General features: G+C 72.1%; 16 protein-coding genes and 2 riboswitches. Of the genes, 8 read left to right on the forward strand and 8 right to left on the reverse strand.

Annotated features, from left to right (window positions below; genetic code table 11):
* Positions 1-92: 92 nt before the first annotated feature.
* The 3 genes from IG94_RS0111685 to IG94_RS0111695 all read right to left on the reverse strand — a co-directional run bounded on the left by IG94_RS0111685 (position 93) and on the right by IG94_RS0111695 (position 2,637).
* Positions 93-890: an enhanced serine sensitivity protein SseB C-terminal domain-containing protein gene (locus IG94_RS0111685; protein ID WP_031034332.1), complete on the reverse strand. Its 798-nt coding sequence runs from the start codon at positions 888-890 to the stop codon at positions 93-95.
* Between the two features lie 225 nt (positions 891-1,115).
* Positions 1,116-1,889, reverse strand: a complete 774-nt coding sequence (locus tag IG94_RS0111690; protein WP_031034334.1) for an enhanced serine sensitivity protein SseB — start codon at positions 1,887-1,889, stop codon at positions 1,116-1,118.
* A gap of 79 nt (positions 1,890-1,968) precedes the next feature.
* Entirely contained in the window at positions 1,969-2,637 is a 669-nt protein-coding gene (locus IG94_RS0111695; protein WP_031034338.1) for an AAA family ATPase, read from the reverse strand.
* 178 nt (positions 2,638-2,815) lie between these two features.
* Positions 2,816-2,910: riboswitch (glycine riboswitch) on the forward strand.
* A riboswitch (glycine riboswitch) is annotated at positions 2,911-3,026 on the forward strand. It abuts the riboswitch before it with no gap.
* Positions 3,027-3,065: 39 nt separating this feature from the next.
* On the opposite strand from IG94_RS0111695, the gene gcvT reads away from it, so the two are divergent.
* The 4 genes from gcvT (at position 3,066) to IG94_RS0111715 (ending at position 7,467) form a co-directional block, all read left to right on the forward strand.
* The gene (gene gcvT, locus IG94_RS0111700; protein WP_031034340.1) at positions 3,066-4,199 is read left to right on the forward strand and encodes a glycine cleavage system aminomethyltransferase GcvT; all 1,134 of its coding nucleotides are present in this window, start codon (positions 3,066-3,068) and stop codon (positions 4,197-4,199) included.
* A 145-nt stretch (positions 4,200-4,344) separates the two neighbouring features.
* Positions 4,345-4,722: a glycine cleavage system protein GcvH gene (gcvH, locus tag IG94_RS0111705; protein ID WP_031034342.1), complete on the forward strand. Its 378-nt coding sequence runs from the start codon at positions 4,345-4,347 to the stop codon at positions 4,720-4,722.
* 15 nt (positions 4,723-4,737) lie between these two features.
* Positions 4,738-6,000, forward strand: coding sequence for a serine hydroxymethyltransferase (glyA, locus tag IG94_RS0111710; protein ID WP_031034346.1), 1,263 nt, complete (start codon positions 4,738-4,740; stop codon positions 5,998-6,000).
* Positions 6,001-6,099: 99 nt separating this feature from the next.
* Positions 6,100-7,467, forward strand: coding sequence for an L-serine ammonia-lyase (locus tag IG94_RS0111715; protein ID WP_031034347.1), 1,368 nt, complete (start codon positions 6,100-6,102; stop codon positions 7,465-7,467).
* Positions 7,468-7,577: 110 nt separating this feature from the next.
* On the opposite strand, the gene IG94_RS0111720 is transcribed toward IG94_RS0111715, so the two are convergent.
* On the reverse strand, positions 7,578-8,174 hold the full coding sequence (locus IG94_RS0111720) for an LURP-one-related family protein (protein ID WP_031034348.1): 597 nt from the start codon (positions 8,172-8,174) through the stop codon (positions 7,578-7,580).
* 221 nt (positions 8,175-8,395) lie between these two features.
* On the opposite strand from IG94_RS0111720, the gene IG94_RS0111725 reads away from it, so the two are divergent.
* The 4 genes from IG94_RS0111725 to IG94_RS0111740 all read left to right on the forward strand — a co-directional run bounded on the left by IG94_RS0111725 (position 8,396) and on the right by IG94_RS0111740 (position 13,081).
* The gene (locus tag IG94_RS0111725) at positions 8,396-10,114 is read left to right on the forward strand and encodes a sensor histidine kinase (RefSeq protein WP_043483405.1); all 1,719 of its coding nucleotides are present in this window, start codon (positions 8,396-8,398) and stop codon (positions 10,112-10,114) included.
* 92 nt (positions 10,115-10,206) lie between these two features.
* Positions 10,207-10,869: a response regulator transcription factor gene (locus IG94_RS0111730; protein WP_031034350.1), complete on the forward strand. Its 663-nt coding sequence runs from the start codon at positions 10,207-10,209 to the stop codon at positions 10,867-10,869.
* Between the two features lie 109 nt (positions 10,870-10,978).
* Positions 10,979-12,397, forward strand: coding sequence for an MFS transporter (locus tag IG94_RS0111735; RefSeq protein WP_031034351.1), 1,419 nt, complete (start codon positions 10,979-10,981; stop codon positions 12,395-12,397).
* A 129-nt stretch (positions 12,398-12,526) separates the two neighbouring features.
* Positions 12,527-13,081 carry a glycoside hydrolase family 25 protein gene (locus IG94_RS0111740; protein ID WP_031034355.1) on the forward strand — a complete coding sequence of 185 codons (555 nt, stop codon included), beginning with the start codon at positions 12,527-12,529 and terminating at the stop codon, positions 13,079-13,081.
* A gap of 18 nt (positions 13,082-13,099) precedes the next feature.
* On the opposite strand, the gene IG94_RS0111745 is transcribed toward IG94_RS0111740, so the two are convergent.
* The 4 genes from IG94_RS0111745 to IG94_RS0111760 form a co-directional block, all read right to left on the reverse strand.
* Positions 13,100-13,843 carry an NADPH-dependent F420 reductase gene (locus tag IG94_RS0111745; protein ID WP_224326658.1) on the reverse strand — a complete coding sequence of 248 codons (744 nt, stop codon included), beginning with the start codon at positions 13,841-13,843 and terminating at the stop codon, positions 13,100-13,102.
* A 65-nt stretch (positions 13,844-13,908) separates the two neighbouring features.
* The gene (locus IG94_RS0111750; protein ID WP_031034358.1) at positions 13,909-14,121 is read right to left on the reverse strand and encodes an EF-hand domain-containing protein; all 213 of its coding nucleotides are present in this window, start codon (positions 14,119-14,121) and stop codon (positions 13,909-13,911) included.
* 105 nt (positions 14,122-14,226) lie between these two features.
* Complete coding sequence (locus tag IG94_RS0111755) at positions 14,227-14,847, reverse strand: ADP-ribosyltransferase (protein ID WP_031034360.1); 621 nt, start codon at positions 14,845-14,847, stop codon at positions 14,227-14,229.
* Between the two features lie 97 nt (positions 14,848-14,944).
* Entirely contained in the window at positions 14,945-15,448 is a 504-nt protein-coding gene (locus IG94_RS0111760) for an ATP-binding protein (RefSeq protein ID WP_031034362.1), read from the reverse strand.
* Positions 15,449-15,483 lie beyond the last annotated feature (35 nt).

Genomic DNA, 15,483 nt, shown 5'->3' on the forward strand with positions numbered 1-15,483 from the left:
TGAGGGACAGTGCGGGGCATTGTGCCGCCATCTACGCGCGAAGATTTCCGCCGGTCACCCGGGGGCCGGACGGGCGGTGTGGTGCGCGCGGGTCAGTACCGTCCCCCGGCGGGAGGGTAGCCGTACCCGCCCGCCGGTGCCGGGGCGGCGGCCGGCGCGTGGGCCTCGCGGTCGTAGAAGGGCCGGGCGCGGGCCCGCAGCCACATGGCGACCGGGTCGTGGGCGTCGGTCATCGCGACCGTCGACACCGGCAGCCCGTCCGGCACGGCGCCGACGGACTGCTGCATCATCCCGCGCACCGCGTCGACGGCCGGCGGGGACGTGTCGTACACGTCGAGGCCGATGGCCAGGTACGGCGCGCCCAGCGCGGGCTGCACCCAGGCACGGCGCAGCGCCCGGACTGCGGGGGTGCGGTGGGCGTTCTGCGCGAGCAGGGCGTAGAACTGGGGGATCTCGATGGCCGGTTCGGACAGACTCAGCGGCCCCGCGGGCTGGCGGTCCAGGCCGGAGGCGATGCGGCGCAGGTCGAGCCAGGGGATGCCGACGCCGCCGCCGGGGGCGTGCGGGTTGAGCCAGAGTCCGTAGTGGTCCGGGTAGAGGGCGCGGGCCGCCTCCAGGCCGTCGACCACCTCGTACGACCGGTTCCAGCCGCTGGCCGACAGCTCCTGGGCGGAGGTGACGCAGGGCGCGTAGCCGTACCCGTCGACCTCCATGTTCCCGTACTGGGCGTCCGGGGAGCCGGACTGGCCCTGCCACAGCAGCATCCAGACCTGGCCGGACGTGGGGGTGGCGAGCGCGCGCAGCAGGGCCTCGTAGGCGTCGTAGCGCCCGGGGGTCACCTGGCGCAGCATGTGCTCGACCTGCCCGGTCGTGGTGCCGCTGGCGCTCACGCGTATCGCCCCTTCGAGAAGTTCCCCGGTTTCGGAACCAGCTTAAGGCTCCGCCGGGCCGGCGGGGTCTCAGCGCTCGGGGGGGGGTGCCGGGTCCTCCGTCCGCGGCTCGCTGCGGCTTCTCGCGCCCACGCGGCGGAGCCGCACATCCCGCGGCCCGGCGCCCCCGGGCCGGCCGCACACGCCGCAGCCCCGCGCCCCGGGCCGGCCGCACCAGGCCGGCGTTCAGAGGTCCCGTTGGTAGAACGGGCGGACCCGGTCGCGCATCCAGTCGCAGACCGGGTCGTGGGCCGCCTCCAGGAGGACCAGGTTGACCTGCCAGGGCACCGGGGACGCGGTCAGGGCGCGGCCGAGGGCCTCCAGGGGGAGGGCTCGGGCGTCGCCCTCCCAGTGGGTCAGTTCGACGCCGACGAACATGACCGGGCCGGCGGTCTCGATCGCGGCCAGGCAGCGGCGGGCGGTGCGCACGACGCCGGTGGCGGCGAACTCCCCACGGGCCGCGGCCAGGAAGTCCACCGGGTCGTCCTGCCAGTCCGGTTCGAAGAGGCGCACCCGGCCGCCGGAGTCGGGTCCGTCCAGCGCGGTGCGTCCGGAGCGGCAGAGTTCGGCCACCGCGGGCGGCGGCAGCGGGGCGCCGACCACGCCGTCCGGGTTGACGGCGATGCCCACCTGCGGGGGCAGTCCGCGGGCGAACTCCACGGCCGGGGCCACGGTGTACGCCATGTGCGCCCCCGCGACCCGGCGGAGCTGCTCCTCCGAGCTGAACACCGGCACGTAGGCCTGGCCGTCGATCTCCAGGGAGGGCAGGTCGAGCGGGCCGCTGTCGGGGCCGCCGCCGCTGGGCAGCGGGACCCAGACGAAACTGCGGGCGAGCACCTCCACGATCCGGCCGCCGGCGCCGGGTGCGCCGAAGGAGGCGGACAGCACTTCCTCCAGCTCGTTGCCGGGCCATCCGCCGTGCGGGTGGGGGTGGGGGTGCGCCTGTGCCGGGAAGTCCATCTGCCTACCTACCGCCTGCCTGATACCGCTGTTGCGGCTGAAAGGCTAACCCGTTCGGCCCAGCGGCCCGCGGGGTCCGTCAGCCGGTGAAGGCGATCCGGCGGAGGGTGTCGGCCGCCGCCCGGTCCAGGAGCACCGCCGAGGTGCAGCCGCCGGGCAGGGCCCCGTCGGTCACCGCGCGCAGCAGGCGGGTACTGGCCCTGCGGTGCCGCAGGAACGCGTACCGCGACACGCCCCGGCCGCGCTCGCGCTGGCCGGCGAGGGCCTCGCCGGGGGCGACGTCGAGGAGCAGCAGGTGCAGGGTGCCGCCCCGGCGGCGGGCCTCGCGGGCGAGCCAGGCGCGCACCCAGGCCTGGGTGCCGCAGTCGTGCACGACGACGCCCTCCCCGGAGCGCAGCGCGCGGCGCAGCCCGGCGTAGTGGGAGAGGCGGACGAAGGGGCGGTAGAGCGCGTACGGCACTGAGCGCGGCATGCGGCGGTCCCAGCGGTCGCGGGTGTCCTGCGAGTCGATGCGGAGTCCGCGCACGGTGCGCCGCATGAGCGTGGACTTGCCGCTGCCGGGCAGTCCGGTGATGACCGCCAGGTCCCGGGGCCCGAAGAGCAGGGCGTGCGGGCTGCGGCCGCCGCGGTCCCGGAGGTCGCGGACGACGGGTGCGGGCAGTTCGGCGCACGCCTCCGGAGCCGGAGCGGCGGGCTGCCCGGGCAGCGCGAGACCCGGGTTCGCGGCGTAGGCCGTGGTCCTGTTCACCGTGATCGTCCTCCCCTGGGGCGGTGCACGAGCCGCCTCCCCGTCGAGTGTAAAGAGAAGGTAATGCGCGGGTCTCGCGTTTTGGTTCGCTTACTGCCACAAGCCGGTTACAGATCACGGTCTGCCGTCCGTCGGCCGGGCGTGCAATGATGGCGGCGCAAACTGCATACCGGCCGTTCGAATCCGCGCGGGAGAGTCCCCGGCCGTCGCCGGGGCGCCGAAGGAGCAAGTCCCTCCCTTGAATCTCTCAGGCACCGTTACCGCGCGGGCGAGGCACATCTGAAAAGCGGACCGCCCCCGATGGCGGTCCCACCCAAGGTGCAAGCCCAGTCCGCCGTACTCCGGTGGCCGCGGCGAACCTCTCAGGTTCCGATGACAGATGGGGAGGACCGACCTCGCCCCGTCCTGTCCTGGGAGACGACCGACCGATGAGCAGTACCGAACTCCGCCGTACCGCGCTGGACGCCACGCATCGCGCGCTGGGCGCGACGATGACCGACTTCGCCGGCTGGGACATGCCCCTGCGCTACGGCTCCGAGCGCGACGAGCACGTCGCGGTGCGCACCCGGGCCGGTCTCTTCGACCTCTCGCACATGGGCGAGATCACCGTCACCGGCCCGCAGGCGGCCGAGCTGCTGAACTTCGCGCTGGTCGGCAACATCGGCAGCGTGAAGCCGGGCCGGGCCCGCTACACGATGATCTGCCGCGAGGACGGCGGCATCCTGGACGACCTGATCGTGTACCGCCTGGGCGACACCGAGGCCGGATCTCTCCACTACATGGTGGTCGCCAACGCCTCCAACGCCCAGGTCGTGCTCGACGCGCTCACCGCGCGGGCGGCCGGTTTCGACGCCGAGGTGCGCGACGACCACGACGCCTACGCGCTGCTCGCCGTGCAGGGCCCCGAGGCCTCCGGCATCCTCAAGGGCCTCACCGACGCCGACCTGGACGGCCTGAAGTACTACGCCGGGCTGCCCGGCACCGTCGCGGGGGTCCCGGCGCTGATCGCGCGCACCGGGTACACCGGCGAGGACGGCTTCGAGCTGTTCGTGCAGCCGGCGCACGCGGTGGAGCTGTGGGAGGCGCTGACCCGGGCGGGGGAAGGCGTCGGACTGGTCCCGTGCGGCCTGTCCTGCCGCGACACGCTGCGCCTGGAGGCCGGCATGCCGCTGTACGGGCACGAGCTGTCCACGGCGCTGACGCCGTTCGACGCCGGGCTCGGCCGGGTGGTGAAGTTCGAGAAGGAGGGCGACTTCGTCGGGCGCGCGGCGCTGGCCGAGGCGGCTTCCCAGGCGGAGCAGAGCCCGCCCCGCGTCCTGGTCGGCCTGGTCGCCGAGGGCCGCCGGGTCCCGCGCGCCGGGTACCAGGTGGTCTCGGGCGGCGCGGTGGTCGGCGAGGTCACCTCCGGCGCCCCGTCGCCGACGCTGGGCAGGCCGATCGCCATGGCGTACGTCGACCCCACGCACGCGGCGCCGGGCACGGCGGGCGTCGGTGTGGACATCCGGGGCAGCCACGAGCCGTACGAGGTCGTGGCGCTGCCGTTCTACAAGCGCCAGAAGTAGCCTCCGCCCCCCGGCCCCTCAGCCCCTCCGAGCTTCAGATCGGAAGCGCCCGGAAGAGACCGGAACCGGTCACCGGGCGGCACCGCCCCTCAGGGGGCACCACCCCTTCACCAGCCGCTCCCCCGCGTACAGGAGAATTCAGGCCATGAGCAACCCCCAGCAGCTGCGTTACAGCAAGGAGCACGAGTGGCTGTCGGGCGCCCAGGACGGCGCCTCGACGGTCGGCATCACGGAGCACGCGGCCAACGCGCTCGGTGACGTCGTCTTCGTGCAGCTTCCCGAGGTGGGCGACTCGGTGACCGCGGGCGAGACCTGCGGCGAACTGGAGTCGACCAAGTCCGTCTCCGACCTCTACTCCCCCGTCTCCGGCGAGGTCGCCGAGATCAACGAGGACGTCGTCAACGACCCGTCGCTGGTGAACAGCGCGCCCTTCGAGGGCGGCTGGCTGTTCAGGGTGAAGGTCACGGACGAGCCGGCCGACCTGCTCTCCGCCGACGAGTACACCGCCTTCACCGCCGGCTGAGGAGACACGGACCGCATGTCGCTTCTGAACACGCCCCTGCACGAACTCGACCCCGACGTCGCGGCCGCCGTCGACGCCGAGCTGGACCGCCAGCAGTCCACCCTGGAGATGATCGCCTCCGAGAACTTCGCGCCCGTCGCCGTCATGGAGGCGCAGGGCTCGGTCCTCACCAACAAGTACGCCGAGGGCTACCCCGGCCGCCGCTACTACGGCGGCTGCGAGCACGTCGACGTGGTCGAGCAGATCGCGATCGACCGGGTCAAGGCGCTGTTCGGCGCCGAGCACGCCAACGTGCAGCCGCACTCGGGCGCCCAGGCCAACGCGGCCGCGATGTTCGCCCTGCTCAAGCCCGGCGACACGATCATGGGTCTGAACCTCGCCCACGGCGGGCACCTGACCCACGGCATGAAGATCAACTTCTCCGGCAAGCTGTACAACGTCGTGCCCTACCACGTCGGCGACGACGGCCAGGTCGACATGGCCGAGGTGGAGCGCCTCGCCAGGGAGAGCCGGCCGAAGCTGATCGTGGCCGGCTGGTCGGCGTACCCGCGCCGGCTGGACTTCGCCGCCTTCCGCAAGGTCGCGGACGAGGTCGGCGCGTACCTGATGGTCGACATGGCGCACTTCGCCGGCCTGGTCGCGGCGGGCCTGCACCCGAACCCGGTGCCGCACGCCCACGTGGTCACCACCACCACGCACAAGACCCTGGGCGGCCCGCGCGGCGGTGTGATCCTCTCCACGGCCGACCTGGCCAAGAAGATCAACTCCGCCGTCTTCCCCGGTCAGCAGGGCGGCCCGCTGGAGCACGTGGTGGCCGCCAAGGCCGTCGCCTTCAAGGTCGCCGCGAGCGAGGACTTCAAGGAGCGCCAGACCCGTACCCTGGACGGTGCCCGCATCCTGGCCGAGCGCCTGGTGCGGGACGACGCGAAGGCGGCGGGCGTCTCCGTCCTGACCGGCGGCACGGACGTCCACCTGGTCCTGGTGGACCTGCGCGCCTGTGAGCTCGACGGGCAGCAGGCCGAGGACCGCCTCCACGAGGTCGGCATCACGGTCAACCGCAACGCCGTCCCGAACGACCCGCGTCCGCCGATGGTGACCTCCGGTCTGCGCATCGGTACGCCGGCCCTGGCGACCCGCGGCTTCACCGCCGAGGACTTCGCCGAGGTCGCGGACGTGATCGCCGAGGCGCTCAAGCAGTCCTACGACGCGGAGGCCCTCAAGGCCCGGGTGAAGGCCCTGGCCGACAAGCACCCGCTGTACCCGGGTCTGAACAAGTAGACACCGCGCCCCGGGACGGGGCGCCGCACCCGCCACAAGCGGCCCGGCGCCCCGCCCGCGGCACACCCCTCTGCACCACCCCCGTTCTGAGGAGTCCCCGTGGCCATCTCGGTCTTCGACCTGTTCTCGATCGGCATCGGCCCGTCGAGCTCGCACACGGTCGGCCCGATGCGCGCGGCCCGCATGTTCGCCGGCCGCCTGCGGGGCGAGGAGCTGCTCGGCTCCGTCGCCTCGGTCCGCGCCGAGCTGTACGGCTCGCTCGGCGCCACCGGCCACGGCCACGGCACCCCCAAGGCGGTGCTGCTCGGCCTGGAGGGCGACTCCCCGCGCACGGTCGACGTGGAGACCGCCGACGCCCGCGTCGAGGCGATCACCTCCTCCGGCCGCCTCAGCCTCCTCGGCGAGCACGAGATCGCCTTCTCCTACGACGACGACCTGGTCCTGCACCGCCGCAAGGCCCTCCCCTACCACGCCAACGGCATGACCCTGTGGGCGTACGACGCGCAGGGCGCCGAGGTGCTGACCAAGACCTACTACTCGGTCGGCGGCGGCTTCGTCGTCGACGAGGACGCGGTGGGCGCCGACCGCATCGTGCTCGACGACACGGTGCTCAAGTACCCCTTCCGCACCGGCGACGAGCTGCTGCGCCTGACGCGGGAGACGGGCCTGTCCGTCTCCGCCCTGATGCTGGAGAACGAACGGGCCTGGCGCGACGAGGACGAGATCCGCGAGGGCCTGCTGGAGATCTGGCGCGTCATGCGGGCCTGCGTGGAGCGCGGCATGACCCGCGAGGGCATCCTGCCGGGCGGCCTCAAGGTCCGCCGCCGCGCCGCGAACACGGCCCGCAAGCTGCGCTCCGAGGGCGACCCGCAGGCGCTGGCCATGGAGTGGATCACCCTCTACGCGATGGCCGTGAACGAGGAGAACGCGGCCGGCGGCCGGGTCGTCACCGCCCCGACCAACGGCGCCGCGGGCATCATCCCGGCGGTCCTGCACTACTACGTGAACTTCGTCCCCGGCGCCGACGAGGACGGCGTGGTCCGCTTCCTCCTCGCCGCCGGCGCCATCGGCATGCTCTTCAAGGAGAACGCCTCCATCTCCGGCGCCGAGGTCGGCTGCCAGGGCGAGGTCGGCTCGGCCTGCTCGATGGCGGCCGGCGCCCTCGCCGAGGTGCTCGGCGGCTCCCCGGAGCAGGTGGAGAACGCCGCCGAGATCGGCATGGAGCACAACCTCGGCCTGACCTGCGACCCGGTCGGCGGCCTGGTCCAGATCCCGTGCATCGAGCGCAACGGCATGGCCGCGGTCAAGGCGGTCACCGCGGCCCGGATGGCGATGCGCGGCGACGGCTCCCACAAGGTGTCCCTCGACAAGGTCATCAAGACCATGAAGGACACCGGCGCCGACATGTCGGTCAAGTACAAGGAGACGGCCCGGGGCGGGCTCGCGGTGAACATCATCGAGTGCTAGGGAAACGGACCCCGGCCTTTCACGGCCGTGAGGGGTGAGGTGTTCGCCCTCCGCGTCCATGATCACGCCACGGCGACAGCGCCCGTCTGCCCGCCGCCGGCCCCTTTGGGTCAGCGGTCCTGGAACGTGTCAAGGGCCACGGCCTGGGCGACGGCCAGGCGGGGGTCAAGACCGGGTATGAGGATGTCGACCACGTAGCGGTCCCGCAGCCCCCATTTCCTGTCCACCTTCAGCACCTGCTTGCCCCCCGTCTCGAAGTCGAAGTGGTACGGCCACAGGAACGGCACCAGGTCCAGCGGCAGGAAGTCCCAGACGCGGCGGAGCACGGCCACGAACCGGTTGCGCTCGCGGCCGACGGCGGACGGGAATCCGGGCTCGTCCAGCACCCAGGTCGAACGCACCAGTGAGGCGATCTCCCGCTCCTCGAAACCGCCGACCAGGTCGCCCTCCGCGTCCCACACGTCGTAGCCACCGCCGGCACCGCGAAGGCCGCGCTCCTCGATGGTGAACAGCACGCGGGTCCCGGACGCGTCGGCGTGGAAGGTGATCTTCTCCTTGAGCGAGAGGTGCTTCACCTCGGCGCAGGCCAGGACCTCGCCCTGCGAGCCGTCCGGCATCAGCTCGCTCACCGTGTAGCGGCCGGCCTTGAGCCGGTTCTCCTGCCGGACGGTGAAGCGCCTGCCGGTCCACTGTCCCGCACTGCCCACTGTTCCACTCCCTGAGCCGTCGTTCCCTGTGCCGCCGCCGAGCGCGTCCGGCGGAGCCATCGTCACCGGACCGCCCGCCCTGCGGCAGTCTCCATAAGTCGTCACCCGTAACGACCAAAGAAGACAGGGCCCCCAGGAAAGCCGGGGACCCACTTTCGTCGCGCGAGACCGCACCGAAGGGAGGATGCGGGCGCCCGAGAGCAGCCGTTTATCGTCTGCGCGTGGATGCTGCAGAAACTCCCCGTACCGGACCGTCGTTCCGCTTCCGTCTCGCCGCCGCCTCCCCCTGGCCCCGGCGGCGGATCGCCGGCGAGGCCGTGCTCACCCCGGTGCTCTCCGGGATCGCGGGCATCCTCCGCACGGCGGAGACCGGCTCCCTGGTGCAGGGCGGGGCACTGGCCCTGTTCGTCGCCGTGGTGTCCCTGGCGCGTCGCGCCCTGCCGGCGTCGGCACTGCTGGCCGCGTCGGCCCTGGCCGGCGCCTTCCCCGGTGCGTTCGCCCTGCTGGTCTGCACCGGCTGGTCCGCCGGCAGCCGCATCGAGCGCCCGGTGCGGGCACTGGCCGCGTTCGCGGCGGGTTTCGGGCTCCACCTTGCCGCCGACGTGGCCACCGCGCCGGACGAAGACCTCGGACTGCCGGCGCTGGTGACCGTCGTACTGGCCGGGGGCCCCTTCCTGATGCTGGTGGTGGCACCCGCTTTCGCTGCCCGGTACCGCGCCCAGCGGCACGCCCTGCTGGACGCCCTGCGGCGGCACAACGCCCAACTGGTGCGCGAACGAGCGATGGTGGCGCGCCAGGCCCGGCTGCTGGAGCGGCAGCGCATCGCCCAGGACATGCACGACAGCCTTGGCCACCAGTTGGCCCTGATCGCCGTGCACACCGGGGCGCTGGAGGTGGACCCGCAGCTCAACGACCGTCAGCGGGAGGGGGTGGGCGTCCTCCGGGAGGCATCCAGATCGGCGATGCGGGAGCTGCGCGAAACCGTGGGCATCCTGCGCAACGACGGGGAGCCGTCCGGGCCCGGTCCACAGGGAGCCGGGCCTTCCTCGGACCGAGCCGCGGTGTCCGTCGACGAGCTGGTCGCGTCGTCGCGGGCCGCGGGCGCGACGGTGGAACTGCACCGCTCCGGCGCCCAGCGGCCCCTCACCCCCGCTGCCGACCGGGCGGCCTACCGCATCGCTCAGGAGGGACTGACCAATGCGCACAAGCACGCGCCGGGCGCCCCGATCACGGTCGCGCTGCGCTACGAACCGGACAGCCTCGTGGTCGAGGTGGCGAACGGCCCGGTACCGGCCGGGGTTCCGGCCGCGCCCCCCGCGATCGGCGGCCAACAGGGGCTGACGGGCCTGCGGGAGCGGGCCCGTCTGGTCGGCGGCATGGTGCACACCGGCAGCACCCCGGGCGGGGGCTTCCGCCTCGCCGGCGTGCTGCCGTACGCCGGCGGCGAGCGGCAATCACCTCCGGGCGGCGCGACTTCGGTGGCTGCGGACGACGACTTCCGAGAGCAGAGCGACGGGGCCCCGGCGGGAAACAGTGGTGGCGTTCTCGAACACGCCGTAATGCACAAGGAGTTCACCGCCATCATGAGCAGCAAGAAGAACGTCGCCCTGGGATGCGCCGCCACTGCCGTCGTCCTCGTCGTGGGCCTCGGCGCCCTTCTGGTGTGGGGGGTGTCGAAAGGACTCGACGAGTGGGAGAAGGGGACCATACCGGCGAGCGTGTACGAGGGGGCACGAGTCGGCGAGGCCGAGGCGGACCTGCGCAAGAAGCTCCCGGAAGGCGGATCGATACTCACCGAGGGCGAGGAGAAGAAGGGGCCCCCGCTGCCCGACGACGCGGACTGCGAGCACTTCACGGACGACGAGAAGGACATCACCTACCGGTTCTGCTTCCGCGACGGGAAGCTCGCCTCCAAGGTGTCCTACCCGTGGACTCCCTGACCGGAGGTCTGTGACCGCGCTCCCGGCCGGATCGGGCATGATGAGCTGACCTGTTGTCCGCCTGTCACACCCGTTCCCGCGCAGGAGACCGTATGATCCGGGTTCTCATCGCCGACGACGAGCCGCTCATCAGAGCAGGCATCAGAATGATCCTCACCTCCGCGGAGGACATCGAGGTCGTCGCCGAGGCACGGGACGGCCGGGAGGCGGTGGACACCGCCCGGAGCACCGCGGTCGACGTGGCCCTGCTGGACATCCAGATGCCCGTGATGGACGGTCTGACCGCGCTGGCCGAACTGGGCCGTGCCGCGCCGGGGGTACGGGTGCTGATCCTGACGACGTTCGGGGAACGCGACAACGTCCTGCGGGCACTCGGCCACGGCAGCGCCGGCTTCCTGCTGAAGGACAGCGCCCCGCAGGAGCTGATCCACGCGGTCCGCGCGGCGGCGGCCGGCAACGCCTACCTGTCCCCGGCCGCCACCCGCCACGTGGTGGACACCCTCGCCTCCCCCGCCGCCACCGTGCGCGGCGAGGAGGCGCGCCGCCGCCTGGCCGGGCTGACCGGTCGCGAACGCGACGTGCTGGCCCTGCTCGGCGAAGGACTGTCCAACGCGGACGCCGGCACCCGCCTGCACATGAGCGAGGCGACGGTGAAGACCTATGTCAGCCGCGTCCTGACCAAGCTCGACTGCGACAACCGGGTCCAAGCGGCCCTCCTGGCCCGCGACGCGGGCCTGGAGCCGTGCGTCGAGTGAACCTCGGCACCCCGGCAAACGATGTCTCACATCGTGACACGCGCTTTCCGAAAACCAAGACGCCTGAGATCGTTGCGATCCCCATGTTTCGCGCGTGAAAGACCGAGTCATGTCCGCACCAGTCTCCGGCCCAGCAGCCCCTACGCCCGTCAACCCCCGGTCGCGGGTGCTCATCGCCAGCCTCATCGGCACGACGATCGAGTTCTACGACTTCTACATCTACGCGACCGCCGCCGTACTGGTCTTCCCCAAGCTCTTCTTCCCGGACAGCGACCCGACCACGGCCCTGCTGTCGTCCTTCGCGGTCTTCGGCGCGGCGATGGTCGCGCGTCCGATCGGCGCCGTCTTCTTCGGACACCTCGGTGACCGGCTCGGCCGCAAGAAGACGCTGGTGGTCTCGCTGCTGACCATGGGCATCGCGACCTTCCTCATCGGCGTCCTGCCGACCTACGCGCAGGCCGGCTGGGCCGCCACGGCACTGCTGGTGCTGATGCGGCTCGCCCAGGGGTTCGCGCTCGGCGGCGAGTGGAGCGGCGCGGCCCTGGTCGCCACCGAGAACGCGCCGAGCGGCAAGCGCGCCCTGTACGGCACCTTTCCGCAGCTGGGCGCCCCGCTCGGCTTCATCATCGGCAACGGCCTCTTCCTGATCATCGGGGCGCTGCTGCCGTCCGCGGCCGGTGCCGACCCCACGCAGCCGTCGGAAGCCTTCACCGACTGGGGCTGGCGCATCCCGTTCCTGTTCTCCGCCGTGATGGTCGCGATCGGCCTGTGGGTGCGCTCGCGGCTCGTCGAGTCGGCGGTGTTCGCCAGGACCCGGCAGAGCGGCCAGGTGCGCAAGCTGCCGCTGGCCACGGTCGTCCAGGGCCACTGGAGGCAGCTGGTCCTGGGCACGTTCATCATGCTGGCGACGTACGTGCTCTTCTACCTGATGACCACGTTCTCGCTGAGCTACGGCCGCGCCGCGAAGGACGCCGACGTGCCGGGGCTCGGCTACAGCTACACCACGTTCGTCCTGATGATGATCTTCGGCGTGCTGTTCTTCGCCGTGTTCACCCTGGTCTCGGGACCGCTCGCCGACAAGTACGGCCGCCGCACCACCCTGATCTGGATCACCGCCGCCATCGTGGTCTTCGGCCTGGTCTGGGTGCCGCTGATCGGCCTCGGCACCCTCGGCGTGGTGCTCTGGCTGGTGCTCGGCTTCACCCTGATGGGCATGACCTTCGGCCCGATGGGCGCGCTGCTGCCGGAGCTGTTCCCGACGAGCGTGCGCTACACCGGGTCCGGCATCTCGTACAACGTCAGTTCGATCCTCGGCGCAGCCGTCGCCCCCTTCATCGCGGTGGCCCTGTGGGAGACCGGGAACGGCTCGCCGTGGCTGGTCGGCGTCTACCTGTCCGCGATGGCGGTCCTGACGCTGATCGCGCTGCTCCTCGGCAAGGAGACCAAGGACGTCTCCCTGGACGGGGGCGAGATCCCGGCCGCCGACGCCCACACCCCGGCGGCCCCGGTCACCACCTCCGGCCCCTGATCCGACCGGCGTTCACCACCACCGGAGGCCGAGCGTCCGCGCGCCCGGCGTACGCGAGCCGATCCCGGGCATAACAACAACCTCCGCCCCCAGGGCGCTTCAGACCCATCGGCATCCGAGGGAGTTCGCATGCTGCGCGGCATCGACGTGAGCGCGTACCAGTCCTCCAGCTACGACACGGACGGTCTCTCCTTCGCCTTCATCAAGGCGACGGAGGGCCGTTCGTACATCAACCCCAAGCTCGCGGCCCAGACGAAGCGGGGCCGCGACGCCGGACTCGTCGTCGGCTTCTACCACTTCCTGTGGCCGGGCAACCTGACCGCCCAGGCCGAGTACTTCGTCTCCAAGGCACCGGAGAAGAAGGGTGACATCCTCGCCGTCGACTGGGAGTCGAACAGCGAGGGCACCCACGCGAGCAACGCGGAGAAGGACAGCTTCATCAAGAAGGTGAAGGCCCTGCGGCCGGACAACAGGGTCCTGCTCTATTGCAACCGGAACTTTTGGCTCAACGTCGACCGCACCTCGTACGCGGGCGACGGCCTCTGGATCGCCGACTACGTGTCGGCCGGCAAGCCCCGCATCCAGGCCGACTGGCGCTTCCACCAGTACACCGACGACCCGGTCGACACGAATGCGGCGGACTTCTCCAGCAAGGCCGCGCTCAAGGAGTGGGCGCAGCCCTGAGCGGGGCCCTGTCCGGAGTCAGCCCCGGAGGTCCGCGGGCCGCTCCGGCGAGGCCTTCGCCAGGGCCTCGGTGACGCCCTCCACACCGGCGCGCAGGCCGTAGACCGGGGTGCCGGGCTGCTGGCGCCAGGAGTCGTCGATGCCTCCGGAGTCGACGGTGTCGAAGCCCAGCTCGTCGAGGAGCGCGCGGACCTTCGCCTTGGCGGCTGCGTCGTCGCCGGCCACCGGGAGCGCCTGGCGGCCGGGGGCCCCGGCCGGGCGGTGGCGGTCCAGGATGTCCTGGGCGTAGGTGCCGTTGAAGGCCTTGACCACCGGGTGGCCGAGGTGGCCCTCGGTCCAGCGGCTCTCGGTGCGGCCCTCGTCCTCGATGCCCGCGATCCTGCCGTCCCGCTGGGGGTAGTAGTTGCCGGTGTCGATCACGGCGAAGCCGTCCGCCGCTCCGTCGAGGACTCCGGACGGCAGGTCCGGGACGCGCTTCAGCGGGACGGTGACGACCACGATCTCGGCGCCGCGCGCCGCCTCCTCCACCGGTACCGGGGTGGCGCCGGTCTCCTCGGCCAGCGCGGTGAGCGTCTGCGGCCCCCGCGAGTTGGCCACGGAGACGTCGTGCCCGAGGGCGGTGAGCCGCCGGGTGAGGTTGCCGCCGATGTTTCCCGCGCCGATGATGCCGATCTTCATGATGGTGACTCGCCTGGCCTTCCGGAGGTCGTGTCGTGCGGAGCCGTCGGCTCGCGCCGGTGACCAGCTGCAACCTCCGGACAAGTCACGCTATTCCGCCGAAGGGGCGCCCGTCCGGGTGATCCGGCCGGGCGCCCCCCGGGGTGCCGTCACTTGTTCAGGTGGGCCCAGAACTCGTCGAACGACAGCTGCTTGTCGCCGTTGAGGTCGCGGCCGGCGATGACCGCCTCGGCCACCGACTCGGTGACGTTCCAGTCGCCGCCCTGGGCGAGCGCGGTCTTGAACTCGGCCGCGGTGATGAGGCCGTCGCCGTCCGTGTCGATCCGCTCGAACTGCTTGCGTGCTTCCTCGATGTCCGCCACCGGTCCGCCCCTCGTGTCGTGCATGGTCCATCTGACGCAGGTCAGATTAACCGCCCGTCCGACCGCCCGGTGCGGCGACCACCCCCCTGAGCTGCTCCTCGGCGGTCAGTGCCAGGGCTTGTAGTGCGGGTTGCTCTCGCAGTCGCTCATGATCTCGGTCTTGGTCTGCCGGTCGACCGGGCAGACGCCGATGATGTACTGCCGCTGGATGCCTCCGGGGAAGGCGACCTCGACCTGGTCGGCCCACTTGTGGGTGTCGCCGATCGTCTTGTTGACGTCGACGCCGCCGGGGGCGTCGATGTAGTAGTTGTAGCCGGACTTGTACCAGGTCTTGTAGAGGTCGTGGTCGTAGCTCGTCGAGACGTACGGCGAGGGCTGGTTGACCAGGACGTACTTCTCGACGTCGTACTGGCCGTTGTAGACGTCCTTGGCGTGGAAGCCCTCCTCGAAGACCGTCTGCGGTCCCCGGCTGTCGCTGCGGTAGAGGGTGCCGCAGGTGGTGCGCCAGACGGGCTCGGGGGTGATGCGGTCGAGGTCGACGCCGCGGTCGGCGGCGGCCTTGGCCTTGTCGTCGAACTGGGGACAGGCGGGCGCGGCCTTGGCGGGGGCCGCCGCCGGGGTCGTGGCGGCGGCCGAGCCGGGGACGGTGGCGGCCGAGGTGGCGAGGACGGCGGAGAGCGACAGGACGGCGGCGGCGGTCCGGCGGCGCAGGCGTGTGAAGATCATGCGCCTACGATCCCGGCTGCACAGCGGCGCGCTCCGGATTCTCACCCGTAGGTGGCGTGTTGGGCGAACCGGGTTGCCGCACACGGGAGATGGACCCTCACCGGTCGCTGACCCGCATCTCGAACCAGGTGGTCTTGCCGCGCGGCAGCAGGTCGACGCCCCACCGGTCGGACAGCTTGTCGACGAGGAAGAGCCCGCGCCCGCTGATGTCCGTCTCCTGCACCGGCATCAGGCAGGGCAGCCCCCTGGAGGGGTCGCGGACCTCGATGCGGATCCAGCCGGGGCGGCGGCGCATGTGGAGGCCGAAGACCCGGGCGCCGGTGTGCCGTACGGCGTTGCCGACCAGCTCGGAGACGAGCAGGACGGCGTCCTCCGTGACCTTGGGGCCGAGGTTCCACTGGCGCAGGGCGACGACCTGGGCGAGCCGGCGGGCGGTGGCGGCGGACTCGGGGCGGGACGGTAACGGAACCTCGCGCTCCGTCGGATTGCCGAACAGTTCCAGCGCCTTGAGTGCGCGTTCGTCCTCGACCGCCGGCGACCAGCGCGCCGCCGTCGGACGTCCGGCTCCCCGCGGCTGCCCCGTACCCTCCAGCCCCGCCATGCCCCCATCATGGCCGCCCCCGCCGGGCTCCGGGG

The organism is Streptomyces olivaceus (assembly GCF_000721235.1).
GTDB classification, from domain to species: Bacteria; Actinomycetota; Actinomycetes; order Streptomycetales; family Streptomycetaceae; genus Streptomyces; species Streptomyces olivaceus.

What these genes read in the sequence shown, in the direction of transcription:
- IG94_RS0111735 (WP_031034351.1), top strand. Translation starts at nt 10,979, where the DNA reads ATGTCCGCACCAGTCTCCGGCCCAGCAGCCCCTACGCCCGTCAACCCC.
- gcvT (WP_031034340.1), top strand. Translation starts at nt 3,066, where the DNA reads ATGAGCAGTACCGAACTCCGCCGTACCGCGCTGGACGCCACGCATCGC.
- IG94_RS0111730 (WP_031034350.1), top strand. Translation starts at nt 10,207, where the DNA reads ATGATCCGGGTTCTCATCGCCGACGACGAGCCGCTCATCAGAGCAGGC.
- IG94_RS0111760 (WP_031034362.1), bottom strand. Translation starts at nt 15,448, where the DNA reads ATGGCGGGGCTGGAGGGTACGGGGCAGCCGCGGGGAGCCGGACGTCCG.
- IG94_RS0111740 (WP_031034355.1), top strand. Translation starts at nt 12,527, where the DNA reads ATGCTGCGCGGCATCGACGTGAGCGCGTACCAGTCCTCCAGCTACGAC.
- IG94_RS0111690 (WP_031034334.1), bottom strand. Translation starts at nt 1,889, where the DNA reads ATGGACTTCCCGGCACAGGCGCACCCCCACCCCCACCCGCACGGCGGA.
- IG94_RS0111755 (WP_031034360.1), bottom strand. Translation starts at nt 14,847, where the DNA reads ATGATCTTCACACGCCTGCGCCGCCGGACCGCCGCCGCCGTCCTGTCG.
- glyA (WP_031034346.1), top strand. Translation starts at nt 4,738, where the DNA reads ATGTCGCTTCTGAACACGCCCCTGCACGAACTCGACCCCGACGTCGCG.
- gcvH (WP_031034342.1), top strand. Translation starts at nt 4,345, where the DNA reads ATGAGCAACCCCCAGCAGCTGCGTTACAGCAAGGAGCACGAGTGGCTG.